This is a genomic window from Sulfurimonas sp. (assembly GCF_041583195.1).
Classification (GTDB): Bacteria; Campylobacterota; Campylobacteria; order Campylobacterales; family Sulfurimonadaceae; genus Sulfurimonas.
In genome coordinates this window covers 318,719-335,507 of record NZ_JBFHGL010000001.1, presented here as the reverse complement: position 1 = coordinate 335,507, position 16,789 = coordinate 318,719, and the positions used below count along the sequence as shown (strand labels likewise).

Genomic DNA, 16,789 nt, shown 5'->3' with positions numbered 1-16,789 from the left:
TTCAAACCTACACATTTTTCTTTTTAGAGTAAAATACTCTTATGAAATCATATAAGTTTATATCTGTCGGACGCGTTCAAGGTGTCTACTATCGTGCAAATGTTCAAAAAAATGCTTCAAAATCGGGCTTTAATGGTTATGTTAAAAATCTAAATGATGGAACTGTTGAGTCATGTGTTACTTGTGCAGAATCAAAACTGGATGAGTTTGAAAATATTTTGAAAAAAGGCTCGCCTGCAAGCAGAGTAGATGAACTTCATATACAAGAGTGTAATGAAGTTTTTCAAGAGGGGTTTATAGTTCGTTATTAACCCTCTAGCACACTTTGCAGTGAGTATTTCATATCATCGTCTAAGTTATCCATAGAACTTAGCATCCAACGTAGATATCCTGCATCTTCATGTGCTACCTCACGAAGAGTTTTACCTTTATACTTTCCAAATCTAAACTTGTCTATAAGTATAGGTGTATTAGTAAGATCAACCATCTTATCTACAGGGTTTTCATCTGGAAAGATTTTTTGAACGCTTTGACGAAGTTTTGAAAGAAAAAGTTTTAATACCAAAACATCACCTATAGCATCATGTGCTTTAACTTCTATACCCAGCTCGTTAGCCTCTTTTTGTTCATCTTTATACAGACCCATTTTGTATCTAAAGTATTGAAGACGGTGTGCTTCTTCATCTTTATATATGTGTTTAGCTACACGAAGTGTGTCTATCACTTTCATCTTTGTGTTAAAACCATCTTTTGCAAGCATTCCAAGATCAAAGGGTGCATTGTGAATGATCATATAGTTTTCATTGGTATTTAATTCTTGCAATCTTTTGAATGCTTGGCTATTTTGTATTATAGGTTTTCCCTCTATCATCTCTTGTGTTATGCCATGAACTTCCATAGCCCCGTATTTTATTGGAATATCGCTACTAAAGAACTCATTATGAACCTCTATATCTTTTGTACCAAGTACCATGTATCCAAGTTGGATTATTCTGTCTTCTTCATTTGTACCTGTAGTTTCTGTGTCTAGTATTATGTAGCGTTTTGCCAAGTTTGTCCTTTTGCAGTATTGATTAGTTATGTTAAAAATCTATCGATCATATAGTTTTTTTCTACCTCCAAGAACTCTTCACTAAGTTCTATATCAACGAAGTCATCCCCGAATGTATACAAGCAAAATGTTACTATTCTAATAGGATAAACATCATTCCAAAATTTAAAATTTTTTACTATTATAGGTTCTGTTAATTCTATAAAGATACTTTTTATATATGATAATGATTCATTTGAAGCAGGCAGTTTAAATAATTTAAATAGTTTAGATAGCTCAATATGCATATCTAATTCACCATTGTCTAAAAAAGTATTGTATAGCGCACGACCGAGTTTTACAGCATCTTCACTCAGCGGTTCGTGTAACAATTGTTGCTTTATTATCTTATGTATTGCCATAAAATATATTAGCACTTTTGAAATTAAAGTTGCATAAATATAAACAGAGTAAAATACATCCTATGAAACACATATATTTGATAATACTTACAATATCTTTTTTAAATGCCCAACAAATAATACAGACACCGATTGACTTTTCGCAACATAGAATAGAGCTTACAAAATCATATATAAAAGCACACTACGGCATCAATGCCAAAGATATAAAAATTACTCCAAAAATTATATTGATCCATCATACGGCAATAAACTCTTACGAAGAATCACTAAGTCGTTTTATAGATGAAGAACTTCCATCACTGCGTGCAGATATAAGCAGTGCAGGAGCTGTAAATGTAAGTACCCATTTTATGATTGAGCGTGATGGTACTATCCATCAGTTAATGCCTCTTGATTTCATGGCACGTCACGTTATAGGCTTAAACTACAGCTCTATAGGGATCGAAAATGTCGGTGGAGAAAATGGTGAGGATAACCTTACAGATGATCAGCTTGAAGCAAATATATTTTTAATAAACTATATAAAAAAGAAGTTTGATTCTATAGAGTATTTAGTAGGGCATTATGAATACAGATGCTTTGAAAACCATAAACTATGGCTGGAAAAAGATGATGGGTACAGAACTAAAAAGAATGATCCACATCCAAATTTTATGGAAAAATTATTTAATAAAATTGACTATTTAAAGCGTGCACCTTGTGATAACTAATCCCCTCACATATCTACTAGTTTTAGCTCTAATAGCTACATTTCTAAGCGGATTAGAACAAAAGACAAAGTGGAATATTTTTAAGTATATTCCTGCAGTAGTTATTATATATGCAACTACGATGATCTTTGCTTCTTTAGGCATTTGGGAATTAAATGAAGATATAAACGGCACATATAAGCTTTTAAAAACAAATCTCTTGCCTGCTATGATATTTTTGATGCTTTTGCAAGTTGATATAAGACAGTTTTTTAAACTGGGTAAAAAGTTGATTATCGCATATTCATTGGCTGTATTTTCAATCGGTTTTGGTTTTATTATTATGTCATTGGTTTTGAATTTTGATAAAGAGATGCTTGGAGCTTTTGGAGCCTTGGCTGGAAGCTGGATGGGTGGTACTGCGAATATGGTAGCAGTCGGATCGGCTCTTGGCGTGAGTGATGAAGCTTTTGGTTATGCGCTTATAGTAGATAGTTTTAACTATACATTTTGGGTAGCTATACTCCTGTTTTTAGTAGGGTTTGCAAATATATTTAATAAATTTTTCGGTGCAACTCCAAGTGAAGAAGTTATAAGTGGTATTGGCTGCGCATGTAATTTAGGTGCTAAAAGGTATTGGTTTTTAATTATATTGTCACTGTTAGTATCGTTTTTTTCCCAAGTTATAGCACAAAATATTTCTATAATAAATTCTACAACTACAATGGTTATAACGGCTACTTTGGTTGGAATTATAGCTTCATTTACAAAGCTTAGTGAGTTAAATGGCTCGAGTGAAGTAGCAACGTCTATGCTCTATATGCTTATAGCTCTTATTGGATCACGTGCTATATTTGAGAGTTTTACAGGTGTAGGATATTATGTATTTGCAGGCTTTATGATACTTGTTATGCATGCTATAGTTATGGTTATAGGTGCAAAAATCTTTAAACTGGATCTCTTTAGTATAAGTGTAGCATCACTAAGCAATATCGGGGGAGTAGCTTCAGCTCCAATATTAGCTGCAACATATAACAAATCACTTGTGGGAGTTGGAGTACTTATGGCTATAATGGGTTATATTATTGGAACTTTCGGCGGACTTTTTGTCGGAAATATTCTGCTTGGAGTTGCGAAATGATTATTAAAAACATAACTACCTCAGTAGAAAAAATTCCACTTAAAACTCCTTTTATAACATCTCTAAGACGTGTTGAGAATGTAGAATTTGTAAGGGTAAAAATAGAATGTGAAAACGGTAGTATATCTTTTGGCGAAGCACCTGCTACAAAAGCTATAACTGGTGAAGATCTAATCAGTATTGAGAGCTCAATAAATAAGCATAAATCAAAATTTATAGGTTTACAAGTACATGAATGTTTTGAAGAGCTACACTCTTTAGATATTGGCTCATCTGCAAAAGCATCACTTGATATGGCATTTTATAATTTTATAAACCCTATGAAAAACCAAACAGATAAACAGAGTGCTATAACTATCTCTTTAGGAGAAGTGTCAAAAATGCTTGTTGATGCAAATATAGCCTGTACTAATCAAAATAATATACTGAAACTAAAATTTGGAAGTGATATTGAACATGCAATAGATGTAACGAAAAAAATTAGAAATCAAAATCCAGAAGCCAAACTTTTGATCGATGCAAATCAGGCATGGGATTATAACCAGAGTGTAAAATATATAGAGGCTATTAAAGACCTAGAAATTGAACTAATAGAACAGCCTGTAAAAAAAGATGAACTTGATGATTTAAAAAATATAACCAATTATTCAGATATTAAAATCGTTGCAGATGAGAGTTGTTTTACAATCGATGAGGTAAAAGAAATCATTCAAAACAAAAGAGCAGACATAATAAATATAAAACTTATGAAATGCGGTGGTGTAACAAAAGCTATAGAAATACTGGAATGTTGTAAATCTAAAAACGTACCTGTAATGATGGGTAGTATGTTAGAGGGTCCAACATCTATAGAGTATGCATCAAGCCTTGCCGATACATATAAAGATGTTGTAAAGTATGTGGACTTAGACAGTCCGCTTTTATATGACCTTAAAAGCTAAAATATCTTTTTAAGTTTTTTATCTAGAACTTGTCTTTGTAATTCATTTGATTGTTTTTTTCTCTCGACTAATTCAATTTTATTATAAACAACTTTAAGCCTATTTCTTTTTTTTGATATTTGAGGCTCAATACTATTTATTTTATCCTCTAGTTTTTCTAATTTTTCGTTATAGTGTTCTATAGTGGCTTTGTTTTTTAACTGCATCTCTTTGGATATATTTCTTTTTGCACTCTGAATTTTTTCAAAAAGAATCTTTCTTTTTTCAACTAAGCTTTCTTGTTTACTCAGACTGTTTTTTAACGAAGTTTCAAGTTTGCTTTTTATAGTTATCAATTCATTCAATTGTGCTTTTAGATTCTGATGTTTTTCAATATTTTCTAGTTTTTCATCAATAGTTAATTGATTTGGTCTTAAATTTAGATTTAAAACAAACATAAGAAAGAAAAATAGTACAAATGAAATATTAGTAACATCTTTATCCCATAGATCAAAGTTTAAGCGTCCACGATCAAAAATTGAAACTGATATATATAAAGATGTTAATAAAAATGCCAATATGGCATTATTAAGTCGATGTAATAAACTCATCATGGTTTCCTATAGTTATTTATATAACAGGCCTGAATAGATGATTGTAAAAGGGAGCATTTTAATATTGAAAGTAATATGTGCAACCTGGCAATCTTTATCTAATTAAAGACCCATAGCTTTCCGTCCTTGCTTCACAACAAGTTTGGCTAAAATAAAATTTTATAAATATAATGCTTTAAAAGATATAATAACACTTAATTATTATATTAATAAAGAATTCTATAAAAATAGTAGACTTTAAAAGTTAAAACTTTGCTTTTTAAACTCTACAAATTTTGTAGCTACCTCTTCATTTTGAAGTTTTAACATTTTAACAGCTTTTGGATTTACTAAAAACCAACCTAGTGTCACATCTACTTTATCGCCTTTTTTGATTTTAAAGTCATAATTAACACTTCTTTTCTCATTAGCTTTGATCATAGTATCTTTAAGTGTAGTTGTAGCTGCCCAAGGCATAGCAGGTTTTCCATCATGTCCGATAACTCTTACAAAAACTTCATTTTTTAGTTTTGTAGTTTTATCATCTCTTGTTACACTTACTTTTAAAACAGCTACACGAAGAGGATGAAGTAGAAGTGCATGGCTTGAACGGTTGTCAATGTTTACTTTAAAGCTGTCTATTTCGCGTAGTATCGATATATCTACATATTTGCTCAACATATCTTGGTGCATATGGCTTCCTGCGAAGCCGTGAAATGTATGCTGTTTACGTTCATTAAGGTTAGATACACTGCCTTTAACTTTTGGCATGTGGCAGCTTACACAGTTAGCACCGTTAAGTTCATTGTCTATATTTGTAGAACATACGTTTAGTTTGTGTTTATTCATTTTATGTGAATGACAACCTATACACACGTTACCGTTTTTCATATGCTCATTGCCATCACTTACAATACCGTGATATGGTGATTCTATATGATCTTCTAGAGTTCCGAAATAGTTTTTCTCAGTAGAAGTAGTTATGTTTATATTTGATTTTGGATGGATTTTTATATCTTTAATTCTATGGCAATAAGCACAGCTGATCCCTTGTTGGTGCTTGGCACTTTCGTTCGTTGGAATAGAGTTCTTTTCAGCTGTTGGTGTATGACATTTTCCACAGCCGTACTTTTTCAATTTTAAATTTTGCGGATGTTTTGCCCAAACAGAGTTATGGATTGGATCTTTTTGAGGTGTAGAGTTTGCGTGCATCGACTCAGAGAACTCTTTGTAAATAATAGGATGACAAGTTTTACAATCTTCATTTGGTGCAAAGTTTGCAGAGGCATTTAGATATAAAGTAGAGACAAGTGTAACAACTAATATTTTAAACATGGAAAAAACTCCTTATCATTTTTTACAATTATAACTAAAATAACTTAGTATTATGTTAGTTATAACCTTTACTTTATTTTATCTGAGCTTGTTCATGTAGCATTTGATCCATCAAATTAAATAGTACGAGAGTATTCTTTTCTACATCAATGAAGTTTTCTTTGATTTTAGTTTTATGTTTTAGTATGTCGTCATGTTCTAGTAATTTTATGGAGTCAATAACTTTATCATGAACCTCTTTGTGTGGTATTAAAATCTCATCATACGATTTAGCATGGCTGAACTGAGATTTACCATCAATATCATACCATTTACCAAATCTACAGTTATGATGATCATTAAACTCTTTATATTCCTCTTTTGCTATATGATCAAGAGCTTCTGCTTTAAATAGTATGTGGTCTATTTTTGCAAGAACTATAAAGTTTTTATTTTTCATATATGTACTTGAACTTAAAACAGATTCGCTAGCTACATTAAATTTCTGAAGTGATTCATAAAGTGTATTTACACTCTCTTGAGATATCTCAGAGATATTATTTAACTCAACTGAACTCTCTTGCATACCACTAGCCTCTTGTTGAAGAGTAGAGATAGAGATAGAGATCTCGCTTGTCGCTTTTTGAGTTCTCTCTGCCAGTTGTCTTACCTCGTCTGCAACTACGGCAAATCCACGACCATGTTCACCTGCACGTGCAGCTTCAATAGCAGCATTTAGTGCAAGCAGGTTTGTTTGCTCTGCAATATCTTTAATAAGGTCAACTACTGTATTGATCTCTTGAGTTTTAGTACTTAGTGATTCAACTATATCATCGTTTTGTGCAATGATCTCTGATAGTTTTTCAAAGTTAGTATTCATCTTTTCAACTACTATATTGTTTTCCCTTGAAAGAGAAGCAGTCTGTTCAGCTTCATTGGCAAGCTCTGTTAATGTATCATTTGTCTGGGCAATTTGCGTTTGGATACTTGAAAAGTTAGAAACCAGACCTTCACCTGTTTTGTCAAGCTCAACTAGGAAGTTTTTCTTGTTTTGACTTATATACTCTTGTTCCATAGCATCTATACTTCTATTAATAAGTTCAGCAGTTCTATGAAAAGACGGATTTAGACCGGTATGACATACACGTCTAAAATATTTGTTTTCTGATGCGTATTGGATTGATGTGTTGATCTCACGCGTAAAACTTTCAAGTTGATCAAAAAGGTCGTTTATTCCATAGCTAAGTTCAGCTAGTTCCCCACCTGCTTCTATGTAAAGCTCTCTTTGCTCAAAGTTTCCTACGGTACTACCTTTAACTACATTTAATGATTCTGCTATAGTATGTCTTGTCACTTCTACTTGTTTGTATGCATAAATTGCAATAGCAATATTTAAAAGATTGAATATAAAAGTAGTGAGATTAAATTCAAAAAAAACTACAGATACTATAAGGCCTATAGAAACAACTGCTAAATGGGCATAGTTTGCATAATGTATTTTAGATAGAGAGGATAAATTCATCATATTCCATCCCTTTTTCTTTTAAAATTTCGTTTATTTTTTTCATACTTGCTTCCATTCCACCGCTTTTTTCTAAATCAATAAGAGTTTTGTAAAGTGGTTTTATAATATTTAGTGCTCTGTCAGCAGGTTTCTTTCTAGCAGAGTGATAACCTACTACTTTATCTTCAAAATAAGACGGTGTTACGTTTGCAAAAACCCAGTAATAAGATCCGTCTTTACAAAGATTTTTTACATAAGCATTGATCTCTTTGCCGCTAGATAGGTACTCCCATAAAAGTTTAAATATAACTCTTGGCATGTCTGGATGGCGAATTATATTATGAGGTTTACCTATAAGTTCTGATTCATCCATTTTAACAATATCTATAAAAGCTCTGTTTGCATAAGTTATATTGCCCTTTTTATCAGTCTTTGAAACAAGTAAAGTATCTTTGTCAAAGCTGACTTCATTATTTGTAGCTGTTATTTTCATTTTCCCTCTATATATTTACAATATGGCTGATTTTACATCTTGTTAGGTAAAAAAATAGTTAAGTCTTAGGTTGTTTTGATGTTTTTTAGCATATAGTAACCAATTAGACCAGAAATAAGTGATGCTATAAGTATTCCTATTTTTGCTTCAAAGATAAATTCACTGAGTCCTAAAAATGCTAGATCTGCAACAAATATACTCATTGTAAAACCTATTCCGCCCAAAAAAGATACAGCAAAAATTTGTGTCATTGTTGTATTCTCAGGTAGTTTTGCAATTTTGAGTTTTATAACTATATATGAAATACCGAAAATACCTATAACTTTTCCAAAAATCAGACCAAATATAACCCCTAAAGAGACATTTGAAAAAATAGCATAATTTATCGATGAAAAGTCTATATTTATACCTGCATTTGCCAAAGCAAAAATAGGAAGGACAACTAGTCCTACAGGTAGGTGAAGTGCTTGTTCAAGTCTTTGAGCAGGAGATCCTACTTCGTGAATACGTCGTTTTATTGTATTTAAAATAGCTTTTTGTTTATCATGGGTCGTATGATCGGTAGCTACTGGATAACTGTCATATTCATCAAGAAGATCTCTTAGTTTCCTAGTAAAGTTTACAGGTGCAAATTTTGGTCTTGATGGTATAGTAAAAGCTGCTAAAACACCTGCAACAGTGGCATGTACACCAGATTCAAGCATAAAAAACCACATAAACATACTTACTAAAAAATACGGTAGAATCATATGTATTCCCATTCTGTTGAATACCAATAGCAATGCAAAACAAGCAAAAGCAAGAAATAGAGGTAAAAATATTATATGTTTTGTATAAAAAATAGCTATTACCAAAACGGCACCTAGATCGTCTACTATAGCTAATGCTACCAAGAATGTTATAAGTGCAGGAGATACACGGTTACCTAGAAGAACAAGTATACTAATAGCAAAAGCGATATCTGTAGCCATCGGTATACCCCAGCCGTGAAAGCTAGCTTCATCGTAGTTAAAAAAAGTATATATTAATGCTGGAAATACCATTCCACCTATAGCTGCAACAATAGGTAAAATTGCATTTTGAAAAATTGAAAGCTCTCCTACAGATATTTCACGTTTGATCTCAAGACCTACCATAAAGAAAAAGATAGCCATAAGGCCATCGTTTATCCAGTGATGAATAGAGTGTGAAAGATACCATGTGGCAACTTCAAACGTAATTTTTGTATGTATTATATGTTGGTAAATATCAGCAATAGGTGAATTTGCAACTATTAAAGCTATAAGTGTAGCTGCAATTAATATGAATCCTGAAGTGCTTTGTGAATGTAGAAAATGTTCAAACGGAGTGTATATTCTCTCAAAAGCCTCTTCCCAGGGTGAATATATCTTCAAGTTTAATCCTTTAAATTCATATTAGTTAAGAAGTAACTTTATTATACACAGATCAAGACAAAAATTAAAAAAATATTTGTTTAGCGTTATATTTTTCTTACCTAGATGGAACATTTCAAACAGATGGTCTAAATTATGAAGTATAATACCGCCTATGGAAGTAGTAGAAAAAGTTTTTGAAAAGTTAAAGAGCAAAAAAAATATTTTTTTAACAGGCGGTGCAGGTGTTGGTAAAACAACAATGACCCGTCAAATAATTGATCTGTTTTCTCAAGATGCAAAAAAAGTTGCACGTCTTGCATCTACTGGTATGGCAGCTACTTTGATAGATGGACAAACTCTTCACAGTTTTTTAGATCTTGGAATATCAAATAATGTTGAAGACCTTCAAAACAGTGGAAAGTTTGAGATTAAAAAGAAGATTAAAAAACTGATCTCATCGATGGATTTGATTGTTATAGATGAGATCTCAATGGTTAGTGACACACTGTTTGAGATGATTGAACTGCGTTTAAAACAGGCTGAATTTAGAGGTTCCCTTTTGGTAGTTGGAGATTTTTTACAACTACCGCCTGTTGTAAGAGGAAGTGATGAAGTGTGTTTTGCTTTTGAATCTACTTCTTGGTTGAATTTTGATTTTGAAGTTTTAGAGCTTACCCATATATACAGGACTGATGATAAGCATTTTATTGAACTACTTAGAGACGTAAGACGTGGATTTGTTGATGAGAATGTTCATAACCGTTTAAACGAATATATAAGACCGCTTCTTGAAGATTACAGTCAGTTTACTTTTTTGTTTGGAAAAAATATATCTGCATCTGCCCATAACAAGGCACAGTTAGATTATGTAGATGGAGATCTGCTGACTAAAGATGCTCAAATTATTAAACACAATCAAAGTACAAAAGATAATGAGATAGAAAACTTTATACGTGATGCAAGAATTGAGAGAAGTTTAGAGTTAAAGATAGGTGTGCCGGTTTTATTTACAAGAAATTCATGGAACTACTTTAACGGTCAAAAGGGTAGGGTAGTAAATATAGATGAGCAATATATATATGTTCAAAAAGCTGATGGAAAAATTGTAAAACTTGAGCCTGTTAGGATGAGTAAATCAAAATGGGTTGAAAAAGTAAAGAATGGTAAAAAAGAGATGATAGAGGAAGATGTTTTTAGCATCTATCAGTATCCTATTAAACTTGCATATGCCATTACTATTCACAAATCTCAAGGTATGAGTATAGAAGATCTAATTATTGCTACAGATGAAATCTTTGCGCCTAGTCAGTTTTATGTAGCACTTTCACGTTGTTCTAATCCTAAAAGATTAAATCTTATAGCTCCAAACAGACAATGGTATGAATTAATATATGTAGATCAAAAAGCTTTGCAGTGGTATAAAAATTAATTAAATGAAGAAGGAGCAACGCAAAAAATGCGCTGCTAATTAAACACGTTTAGATTATAGATCGTTTTCGTGTTTAGCAAGATACTCAGCAACACCTTCAGTAGAAGCTTTCATACCTTCATCACCTTTTTGCCAACCAGCAGGACAAACTTCACCGTGCTCGTCAGTAAATTGCATAGTATCAACCATACGGATCATCTCATCGATGTTACGACCAAGTGGTAAGTCGTTTACAACAGCGTGACGAACAATACCTTTACCGTCAATTAGGAATGAACCACGAAGTGCTACTGCTTCACCGAATAATACATCGTAATCTTTAGAAATTTGTTTGCTTAAATCCGCAACTAATGGAAATTTAACACGTCCAATACCACCTTTTTCAACTGGAGTTTCTCTCCATGCGAAGTGTGAGAATTGTGAATCTACAGATACACCGATTACGTTAACACCACGAGATTTGAACTCTTCAATTCTGTGTGAGAATGCAATAATTTCAGATGGACAAACGAAAGTAAAGTCTAGTGGGTAGAAGAATAAAACTGTACCTTTTTCACCAAAGTTTTCACTTAATTTAAAATCATCAACGATTGAACCGTCTGCTAAAACTGTAGTTGCTGTAAAATCCGGAGCTGGGTTTGTTACTAACATATAATTTCCTTTTATTTAGTGTAAAAATTACACTTGTTGTATTTTTTGTGCGGTAAGTTTATCGCAATTAAATTAATATTTCCAAAAAATTTCCAAGTTAAAAAGGATACTTAAGGAAAATTTTTATCTTTTAGACTTTCTGCACATATATTAAACAGTTATTTTATATATATGTAATGTTTTTTGGTTATTATTGTTGCATAAAAAGGTTTTTAATGCTTGAGTATTTAGTATTTACAGATTTAGACGGTACATTACTAAACCATAATGATTATAGTTTTGATGATGCCAAAGAAGCGATTAGCTATTTAAAAAACAATTCAATCCCTCTGATAATAGTTACAAGTAAGACTTTCAGCGAAGTTAGAAAACTTCAAGATGAGATTGGAATAGAGTGCCCGTTTATAGTTGAAAATGGTGCGGGTATATATATTCCGCCTGATGCAATCTTAACCAAAGGTGTTATGCCACACCAAAACAGACATATTCAAATAAGCCGTGCTCAAAGTTATCTAGAGGTCAGACTCTTTTTTAAAGTACTTCAAAAAGAGCACAATATTCGTGGTTTTGGAGATATGGATAAAAAAGAGGTTGCAGAACTTACAGGACTTCATGAAGACAGTGTTATTCATGCTATGAGAAGAGACTTTACAGAACCTTTTATTGCAGGAGATGATGTAGATATACACAAGATAAAAGTATCTGCAAATAATGCAGGACTTGATATAGTTCAAGGCGGCAGGTTTTATCATCTAATTTCACACGGACAAGATAAAGCTCAAGCAATGAAATATCTTACATATTTATATGAAGAGCGTCTAAATAAAGAGCTTAAAATGATTGCTTTGGGTGATAGTGCAAATGATTTTACAATGCTTGAAGCTGCAGATGTTGGAGTTTTGATTCAGCTTCATAATGGAAAGTATGCAGATATTGAATGTACCGGTATAGAGTGTAAAAATATACAAAAAAGTGAATACCCTGGTCCAAAAGGTTGGAATAAGGCTTTACTGGAGATATTTGATGTCGGCTAAAACAGCTCGTAAAATTTTTGAAACAGCACTTGAGTCAGTACTTCCTCAAAACTTTATGAAACAGAGCTGCTCTCTTAACGGGGATATCTTTAGTATTAATGGTCAAGACTACGATCTTAAAAAATATAAAAAACTTTATATATTTGGTTCAGGTAAAGCTTCTTATGCAATGGCTAAAGAGATAGAAAAACTACTTCAAAATAAAATATATAAAGGTAGAGTAATCAGTCCCTATGATAACTTTGAACTAAAAAAAATAGATGTAAAAATAGGTTCACACCCAATCCCTGATCAAAATACGTTAGATTCTACAAAAGCACTTATTGATATGATGCAAGAGTGTAGTGAAGATGATCTCTATATCTATTTACTTTCAGGAGGCTCTTCAGCACTTTTAGAGTTGCCTTTAGATGAGGTAAATCTGAGTGAGCTTCAAGATGCAACAAAGCTGATGTTATCAAACAATATAAAAATTCAATACATAAATATGTTAAGAAAGCATATCTCATCAGTTAAAGGTGGACGCTTAGCACAAAAATGTTTAGCACAAGGTGTAGTCTTGGTTGCATCTGATGTTATAGATAATCCATTAGATGCAATAGGCTCAGCTCCTTTATATGCAGATGAGAGTAGTTTTGAAGATGTGAAAAGCATATTAGAAGAAAAAGATCTTTTTGACAAGATGCCTTTATCTATACAAATAATTATAAAAAAAGGCATAGATGGAGTTATAGAGGATACGCCTAAAGCACCTCTAAATAGAGTTACACACCATATTGTTGCATCAAATATGCATGCGCAGCATAGTGCAAAAGAGTGTGCAAAAGAGCTTGGTTTAAGCGTCGAACTTGTAAAAAAACAGATGCATGGTGAAGTAAATCAGATGGTTGAGAAGATACTTAAGATCTCACATGAGTCAAAGCATGAGTGTATAATACTCGGTGGAGAGTGCACAGTAGATCTAAATGGTAACGGAAAAGGCGGGCGAAATCAACATGCAGTGCTTTTGATGTTGAAAAAATTAAAAGAATATGGACTTGATTATACTTTTTTATCCGCATCTACAGATGGGGTTGATGGAAATTCTGATGCTGCAGGTGCAGTTGTAGATGCAAAGTGTGATTATTCAAAGTTAGATATAGATAAATATATTCAAAACTTTGATAGTTACAATTTTTTTAAGCAAACCGGTGATCTGATTGTAACAGGACCAACCGGTACAAACGTAATAGACTTGGCAATAATTTTAAAAGGAGATATTGATGGCTGATTTTTTTCAAAACGGAGTTATAACAACTCTTCAAAACGTTGGTGGTAGATCGTTAGAGGATATGGAAGTAGAACTTGAGGAATTTGCAAAAAGAAGAAATATGGTACTTCTTTTACCTGCACTGTATTCAGAGTTTGAGACACCTGCAATGGAGACGATTATAAATGAGCTAAAAGATGTAAAGTATCTGCATAAAATTATCCTTGGGTTGGATCGTGCTACTAAAGAGCAGTTTGAAGATGTTAAAAAAAGAATGAGCGTATTAAACTGTAAAGTAGACGTACTTTGGAATGACGGACCTAGAATTAAAGAGATCTATAAAGAACTTACTGATGAACACTTTCCCGGACTTGATACACCTGGAAAAGGTAGAAATGTTTGGACTATGATAGGTTATGGCTTGACCGAACAAGATAACTATGCGTTCGCTCTGCATGATTGTGATATTGTAAATTATAAAAGAGATATAGTTGCAAAACTGTTTTATCCCATAGTGCACCCAGGACTTGATTTTGAGTTTAACAAGGGGTATTATTCTCGTGTAACAAGTAAACTTCATGGTCGTGTTACAAGGTTGTTTTACACACCTCTTATTAAATCTTTAGAGATCACTTTTGGTAAAAACAGATATTTGGATTATATGGAGAGTTTTCGTTATGCACTTTCTGGCGAGTTTTCATTTATAAGATCACTTGGTCGTGGTATTGGTATATCTCCAACATGGGGATTAGAAGTATCAACCCTTTCAGAAGTTTATAAAAATACATCAAATAAGCGTATATGTCAGACTGAGATTATGGAGACATATGAGCACAAACACCAGGAACTTGGTTCAAAAGATGATGGTGGTGGTGTGTATAAAATGGCAAATGATATTGCCAAAACACTTTTTAGAATTCTTTCTCAAGAAGGTGTGATCTTCTCAAAAGCATCGTTTCAAACTCTTCTTTCATCTTATTACCAAGAGTCGAGATTTGAGATTTCAAAGTTTAATGCACTGAGTAAGTTAAACGGATTAGAGTATAATAGACAATCTGAAATACTAGCGGTTGAAGCATTCCAAGATGCTATCAAAGAAGCTGCGAATGAGTTTTATAAAGATCCTATGGGTATACCTCCAATGTCACCTTGGATCACTGTAAGATCGGTTTTACCAAAATTTTCAGATAAATTTTATGAAGCGGTAAAAGCTGATAATATGGAGAGTTAATGTCGGTTGACGAACATGAGATAGAAACTATTGATGATAGTTTGAAATTTCTATATGGTGAAGAAGATGCAAAAAAAGCATCATTACTTATAGATGAACTTATAGAAAAATATAAAGATTTAATAGTATCTAAACCATATACCATGAGCCATAAAGACACTATACTGATCACATACGGAGATCAAGTTCAGTGCCCGGAGGAATCTCCGCTTGAAACATTAAAACGCTTTTTAGATAAACATCTAAAAGGTGTGCTTAACTCTGTACATATTTTGCCGTTTTATCCATACTCTTCAGATGATGGTTTTTCCGTAATTGACTATAGTGAGGTTGATCCAAAACTAGGTTCATGGAAAGAGATAGAGGACATAAGTAGTGATTACAGACTTATGGTAGATGGAGTGATTAACCATATGTCGCAGTATTCTAAATGGTTCAAAGCTTATCTTAATAGAGATGAAGACTATAAAGAGTATTTTATAGATTTGGATCCATCAACAGATCTCAGTAAAGTTGTAAGGCCTCGTACCTCAGAACTTTTATCTGAATTTACAGATGTAGACGGGAAGGTTCATAATATTTGGACAACTTTTTCAAAAGATCAGGTAGATCTTAATTACGCTTCTTATAAGGTATTACTAGCTGTTTTAGATGCGCTTTTTTACTATATACAAAAAGGTGCTACTCTTATCCGCTTTGATGCTATTGCGTTTATTTGGAAAGAGATTGGAACAGAGTGTGTTCATCTAGAACAAACTCATGAGTTGATTCAATTAATGCGCGATGTCCTTCACCAGGTTGCCCCTGAAGTTATAATTATTACAGAGACAAATGTACCACATAGTGAGAATATATCTTATTTCGGTACTGGGGAAGATGAAGCTCAAATGGTTTATAATTTTGCTATGCCTCCACTATTGGTTCACTCTATACTTACTGGAGATACTTCTAAGCTTACAAGCTGGGCACAAACTTTAGAATTGCCAAATGACAAGGTTTGTTTTTTTAATTTTACTGCTTCGCACGATGGTGTAGGAGTCAGACCAGTCAGCGATATATTAGATGATAAAGAGATAGAGTTTTTGGTTAAAAAAACAGAGGAACACGGAGGTTTAGTGTCATATAGAGGTACAGAAGAGGGTCATAAACCTTATGAGCTTAACTGTTCTTACATTGATATACTTTCCCACCCTGATGATCCTGATGCACTAAGAACAAAAAGGATGATGGTAACTCAAGCTGTCACCCTGTCAATGCCTGGTGTAGCCGGTGTATATTTTCACTCTCTAGTAGGTTCTAAAAACTATCACGAGGGTGTTGAGTTTACAGGAATTAATAGAAGTATAAATCGTGAAAAATTTAACTATAGTTCCTTAGAGGATAAATTAAATCGCGATGGTACTATAGAGAATATGATCTTTTCATCATATAAAAAATTGATATCGATAAGAACGGATGAGAAATCTTTTAACCCTTTTGGGGAGTTTGAGTTTTTGGATCTGCACAAAAGCGTATTCTCTATTTTACAGCACTCTTTAGACAAAACAGAGTCTATTTTGGCACTTCATAATTTTTCTGATGATGTTGTTGAATTTGAATTGCCAAAAAAATGTACTAAACCTCTAAGTGATCTGTTGTCCATCCAAACTTTAGAGCCTGGTGATAAAGTTGTTTTAGAGAGATACCAAGTTATGTGGTTAAAATATTAGA

17 protein-coding genes, 1 pseudogene and 1 riboswitch are annotated in these 16,789 nt (G+C 32.8%); of the genes and pseudogenes, 9 read left to right on the top strand and 9 right to left on the bottom strand.

Annotated features, from left to right (window positions below):
- The first annotated feature begins 41 nt into the window (after positions 1-41).
- Complete coding sequence (locus ABZA65_RS01745; protein ID WP_373069946.1) at positions 42-311, top strand: acylphosphatase; 270 nt, start codon at positions 42-44, stop codon at positions 309-311.
- Here the strand turns inward: ABZA65_RS01745 and ABZA65_RS01740 are convergent.
- Together ABZA65_RS01740 and ABZA65_RS01735 are read right to left on the bottom strand one after the other, a co-directional pair.
- Complete coding sequence (locus ABZA65_RS01740; RefSeq protein ID WP_373069944.1) at positions 308-1,051, bottom strand: exonuclease domain-containing protein; 744 nt, start codon at positions 1,049-1,051, stop codon at positions 308-310. The genes ABZA65_RS01745 and ABZA65_RS01740 overlap by 4 nt on opposite strands.
- 26 nt (positions 1,052-1,077) lie before the next feature.
- The gene (locus ABZA65_RS01735; protein WP_373069942.1) at positions 1,078-1,452 is read right to left on the bottom strand and encodes a hypothetical protein; all 375 of its coding nucleotides are present in this window, start codon (positions 1,450-1,452) and stop codon (positions 1,078-1,080) included.
- Between the two features lie 62 nt (positions 1,453-1,514).
- On the opposite strand from ABZA65_RS01735, the gene ABZA65_RS01730 reads away from it, so the two are divergent.
- The 3 genes from ABZA65_RS01730 to ABZA65_RS01720 are packed head-to-tail and all read left to right on the top strand — an operon-like array spanning position 1,515 to position 4,226.
- Positions 1,515-2,165: an N-acetylmuramoyl-L-alanine amidase gene (locus ABZA65_RS01730; RefSeq protein ID WP_373069940.1), complete on the top strand. Its 651-nt coding sequence runs from the start codon at positions 1,515-1,517 to the stop codon at positions 2,163-2,165.
- Entirely contained in the window at positions 2,155-3,285 is a 1,131-nt protein-coding gene (locus tag ABZA65_RS01725) for a DUF819 domain-containing protein (protein WP_373069938.1), read from the top strand. The genes ABZA65_RS01730 and ABZA65_RS01725 overlap by 11 nt, the downstream gene beginning before the upstream one ends.
- On the top strand, positions 3,282-4,226 hold the full coding sequence (locus ABZA65_RS01720; RefSeq protein WP_373069936.1) for a dipeptide epimerase: 945 nt from the start codon (positions 3,282-3,284) through the stop codon (positions 4,224-4,226). Before ABZA65_RS01725 ends, ABZA65_RS01720 begins: the two co-directional genes overlap by 4 nt.
- Here the strand turns inward: ABZA65_RS01720 and ABZA65_RS01715 are convergent.
- The 6 genes and pseudogenes from ABZA65_RS01715 to nhaA all read right to left on the bottom strand — a co-directional run bounded on the left by ABZA65_RS01715 (position 4,223) and on the right by nhaA (position 9,503).
- Positions 4,223-4,816: a hypothetical protein gene (locus tag ABZA65_RS01715; protein ID WP_373069934.1), complete on the bottom strand. Its 594-nt coding sequence runs from the start codon at positions 4,814-4,816 to the stop codon at positions 4,223-4,225. The genes ABZA65_RS01720 and ABZA65_RS01715 overlap by 4 nt on opposite strands.
- Before the next feature lie 78 nt (positions 4,817-4,894).
- Positions 4,895-4,976, bottom strand: a riboswitch (cyclic di-GMP riboswitch).
- Between the two features lie 80 nt (positions 4,977-5,056).
- Positions 5,057-6,133, bottom strand: a complete 1,077-nt coding sequence (locus ABZA65_RS01710) for a multiheme c-type cytochrome (protein ID WP_373069932.1) — start codon at positions 6,131-6,133, stop codon at positions 5,057-5,059.
- Positions 6,134-6,206: 73 nt separating this feature from the next.
- Positions 6,207-6,572 carry a CZB domain-containing protein gene (locus tag ABZA65_RS01705; RefSeq protein WP_373069962.1) on the bottom strand — a complete coding sequence of 122 codons (366 nt, stop codon included), beginning with the start codon at positions 6,570-6,572 and terminating at the stop codon, positions 6,207-6,209.
- 102 nt (positions 6,573-6,674) lie between these two features.
- Positions 6,675-6,992 (bottom strand): annotated as a pseudogene (locus ABZA65_RS01700) (methyl-accepting chemotaxis protein); the annotation flags it as partial.
- A gap of 619 nt (positions 6,993-7,611) precedes the next feature.
- Positions 7,612-8,109, bottom strand: a complete 498-nt coding sequence (locus tag ABZA65_RS01695; RefSeq protein ID WP_373069930.1) for a PAS domain-containing protein — start codon at positions 8,107-8,109, stop codon at positions 7,612-7,614.
- A 65-nt stretch (positions 8,110-8,174) separates the two neighbouring features.
- The gene (gene nhaA / locus ABZA65_RS01690) at positions 8,175-9,503 is read right to left on the bottom strand and encodes a Na+/H+ antiporter NhaA (RefSeq protein WP_373069928.1); all 1,329 of its coding nucleotides are present in this window, start codon (positions 9,501-9,503) and stop codon (positions 8,175-8,177) included.
- Between the two features lie 154 nt (positions 9,504-9,657).
- Here nhaA and ABZA65_RS01685 point away from each other — a divergent pair, with 154 nt between their 5' ends.
- The gene (locus ABZA65_RS01685; RefSeq protein WP_373069926.1) at positions 9,658-10,914 is read left to right on the top strand and encodes an ATP-dependent RecD-like DNA helicase; all 1,257 of its coding nucleotides are present in this window, start codon (positions 9,658-9,660) and stop codon (positions 10,912-10,914) included.
- 54 nt (positions 10,915-10,968) lie between these two features.
- On the opposite strand, the gene ABZA65_RS01680 is transcribed toward ABZA65_RS01685, so the two are convergent.
- A complete protein-coding gene (locus ABZA65_RS01680; RefSeq protein WP_373069924.1) occupies positions 10,969-11,565 on the bottom strand; it encodes a peroxiredoxin in 597 nt (198 codons plus the stop codon).
- Positions 11,566-11,780: 215 nt separating this feature from the next.
- On the opposite strand from ABZA65_RS01680, the gene ABZA65_RS01675 reads away from it, so the two are divergent.
- Genes ABZA65_RS01675 through ABZA65_RS01660 form a run of 4 tightly spaced genes read left to right on the top strand, consistent with a single transcriptional unit; the run spans position 11,781 to position 16,788 of the window.
- Complete coding sequence (locus ABZA65_RS01675) at positions 11,781-12,599, top strand: HAD-IIB family hydrolase (RefSeq protein WP_373069922.1); 819 nt, start codon at positions 11,781-11,783, stop codon at positions 12,597-12,599.
- Positions 12,589-13,869, top strand: coding sequence for a glycerate kinase (locus ABZA65_RS01670; RefSeq protein WP_373069920.1), 1,281 nt, complete (start codon positions 12,589-12,591; stop codon positions 13,867-13,869). The genes ABZA65_RS01675 and ABZA65_RS01670 overlap by 11 nt, the downstream gene beginning before the upstream one ends.
- The gene (locus ABZA65_RS01665) at positions 13,862-15,079 is read left to right on the top strand and encodes a glycosyl transferase (RefSeq protein ID WP_373069918.1); all 1,218 of its coding nucleotides are present in this window, start codon (positions 13,862-13,864) and stop codon (positions 15,077-15,079) included. The genes ABZA65_RS01670 and ABZA65_RS01665 overlap by 8 nt, the downstream gene beginning before the upstream one ends.
- Positions 15,079-16,788 (top strand): sugar phosphorylase, encoded by a 1,710-nt coding sequence (locus tag ABZA65_RS01660; protein ID WP_373069916.1) that lies wholly within the window; start codon positions 15,079-15,081, stop codon positions 16,786-16,788. Before ABZA65_RS01665 ends, ABZA65_RS01660 begins: the two co-directional genes overlap by 1 nt.
- Position 16,789 lies beyond the last annotated feature (1 nt).

Bases quoted from the DNA above. Each gene is read 5' to 3' on its own strand.
- ABZA65_RS01745 (WP_373069946.1), top strand. From the start codon at position 42: ATGAAATCATATAAGTTTATATCTGTCGGACGCGTTCAAGGTGTCTAC.
- ABZA65_RS01735 (WP_373069942.1), bottom strand. From the start codon at position 1,452: ATGGCAATACATAAGATAATAAAGCAACAATTGTTACACGAACCGCTG.
- ABZA65_RS01730 (WP_373069940.1), top strand. From the start codon at position 1,515: ATGAAACACATATATTTGATAATACTTACAATATCTTTTTTAAATGCC.
- ABZA65_RS01720 (WP_373069936.1), top strand. From the start codon at position 3,282: ATGATTATTAAAAACATAACTACCTCAGTAGAAAAAATTCCACTTAAA.
- ABZA65_RS01715 (WP_373069934.1), bottom strand. From the start codon at position 4,816: ATGAGTTTATTACATCGACTTAATAATGCCATATTGGCATTTTTATTA.
- ABZA65_RS01710 (WP_373069932.1), bottom strand. From the start codon at position 6,133: ATGTTTAAAATATTAGTTGTTACACTTGTCTCTACTTTATATCTAAAT.
- ABZA65_RS01705 (WP_373069962.1), bottom strand. From the start codon at position 6,572: ATGAAAAATAAAAACTTTATAGTTCTTGCAAAAATAGACCACATACTA.
- ABZA65_RS01695 (WP_373069930.1), bottom strand. From the start codon at position 8,109: ATGAAAATAACAGCTACAAATAATGAAGTCAGCTTTGACAAAGATACT.
- ABZA65_RS01685 (WP_373069926.1), top strand. From the start codon at position 9,658: ATGGAAGTAGTAGAAAAAGTTTTTGAAAAGTTAAAGAGCAAAAAAAAT.
- ABZA65_RS01680 (WP_373069924.1), bottom strand. From the start codon at position 11,565: ATGTTAGTAACAAACCCAGCTCCGGATTTTACAGCAACTACAGTTTTA.
- ABZA65_RS01675 (WP_373069922.1), top strand. From the start codon at position 11,781: ATGCTTGAGTATTTAGTATTTACAGATTTAGACGGTACATTACTAAAC.
- ABZA65_RS01670 (WP_373069920.1), top strand. From the start codon at position 12,589: ATGTCGGCTAAAACAGCTCGTAAAATTTTTGAAACAGCACTTGAGTCA.
- ABZA65_RS01665 (WP_373069918.1), top strand. From the start codon at position 13,862: ATGGCTGATTTTTTTCAAAACGGAGTTATAACAACTCTTCAAAACGTT.
- ABZA65_RS01660 (WP_373069916.1), top strand. From the start codon at position 15,079: ATGTCGGTTGACGAACATGAGATAGAAACTATTGATGATAGTTTGAAA.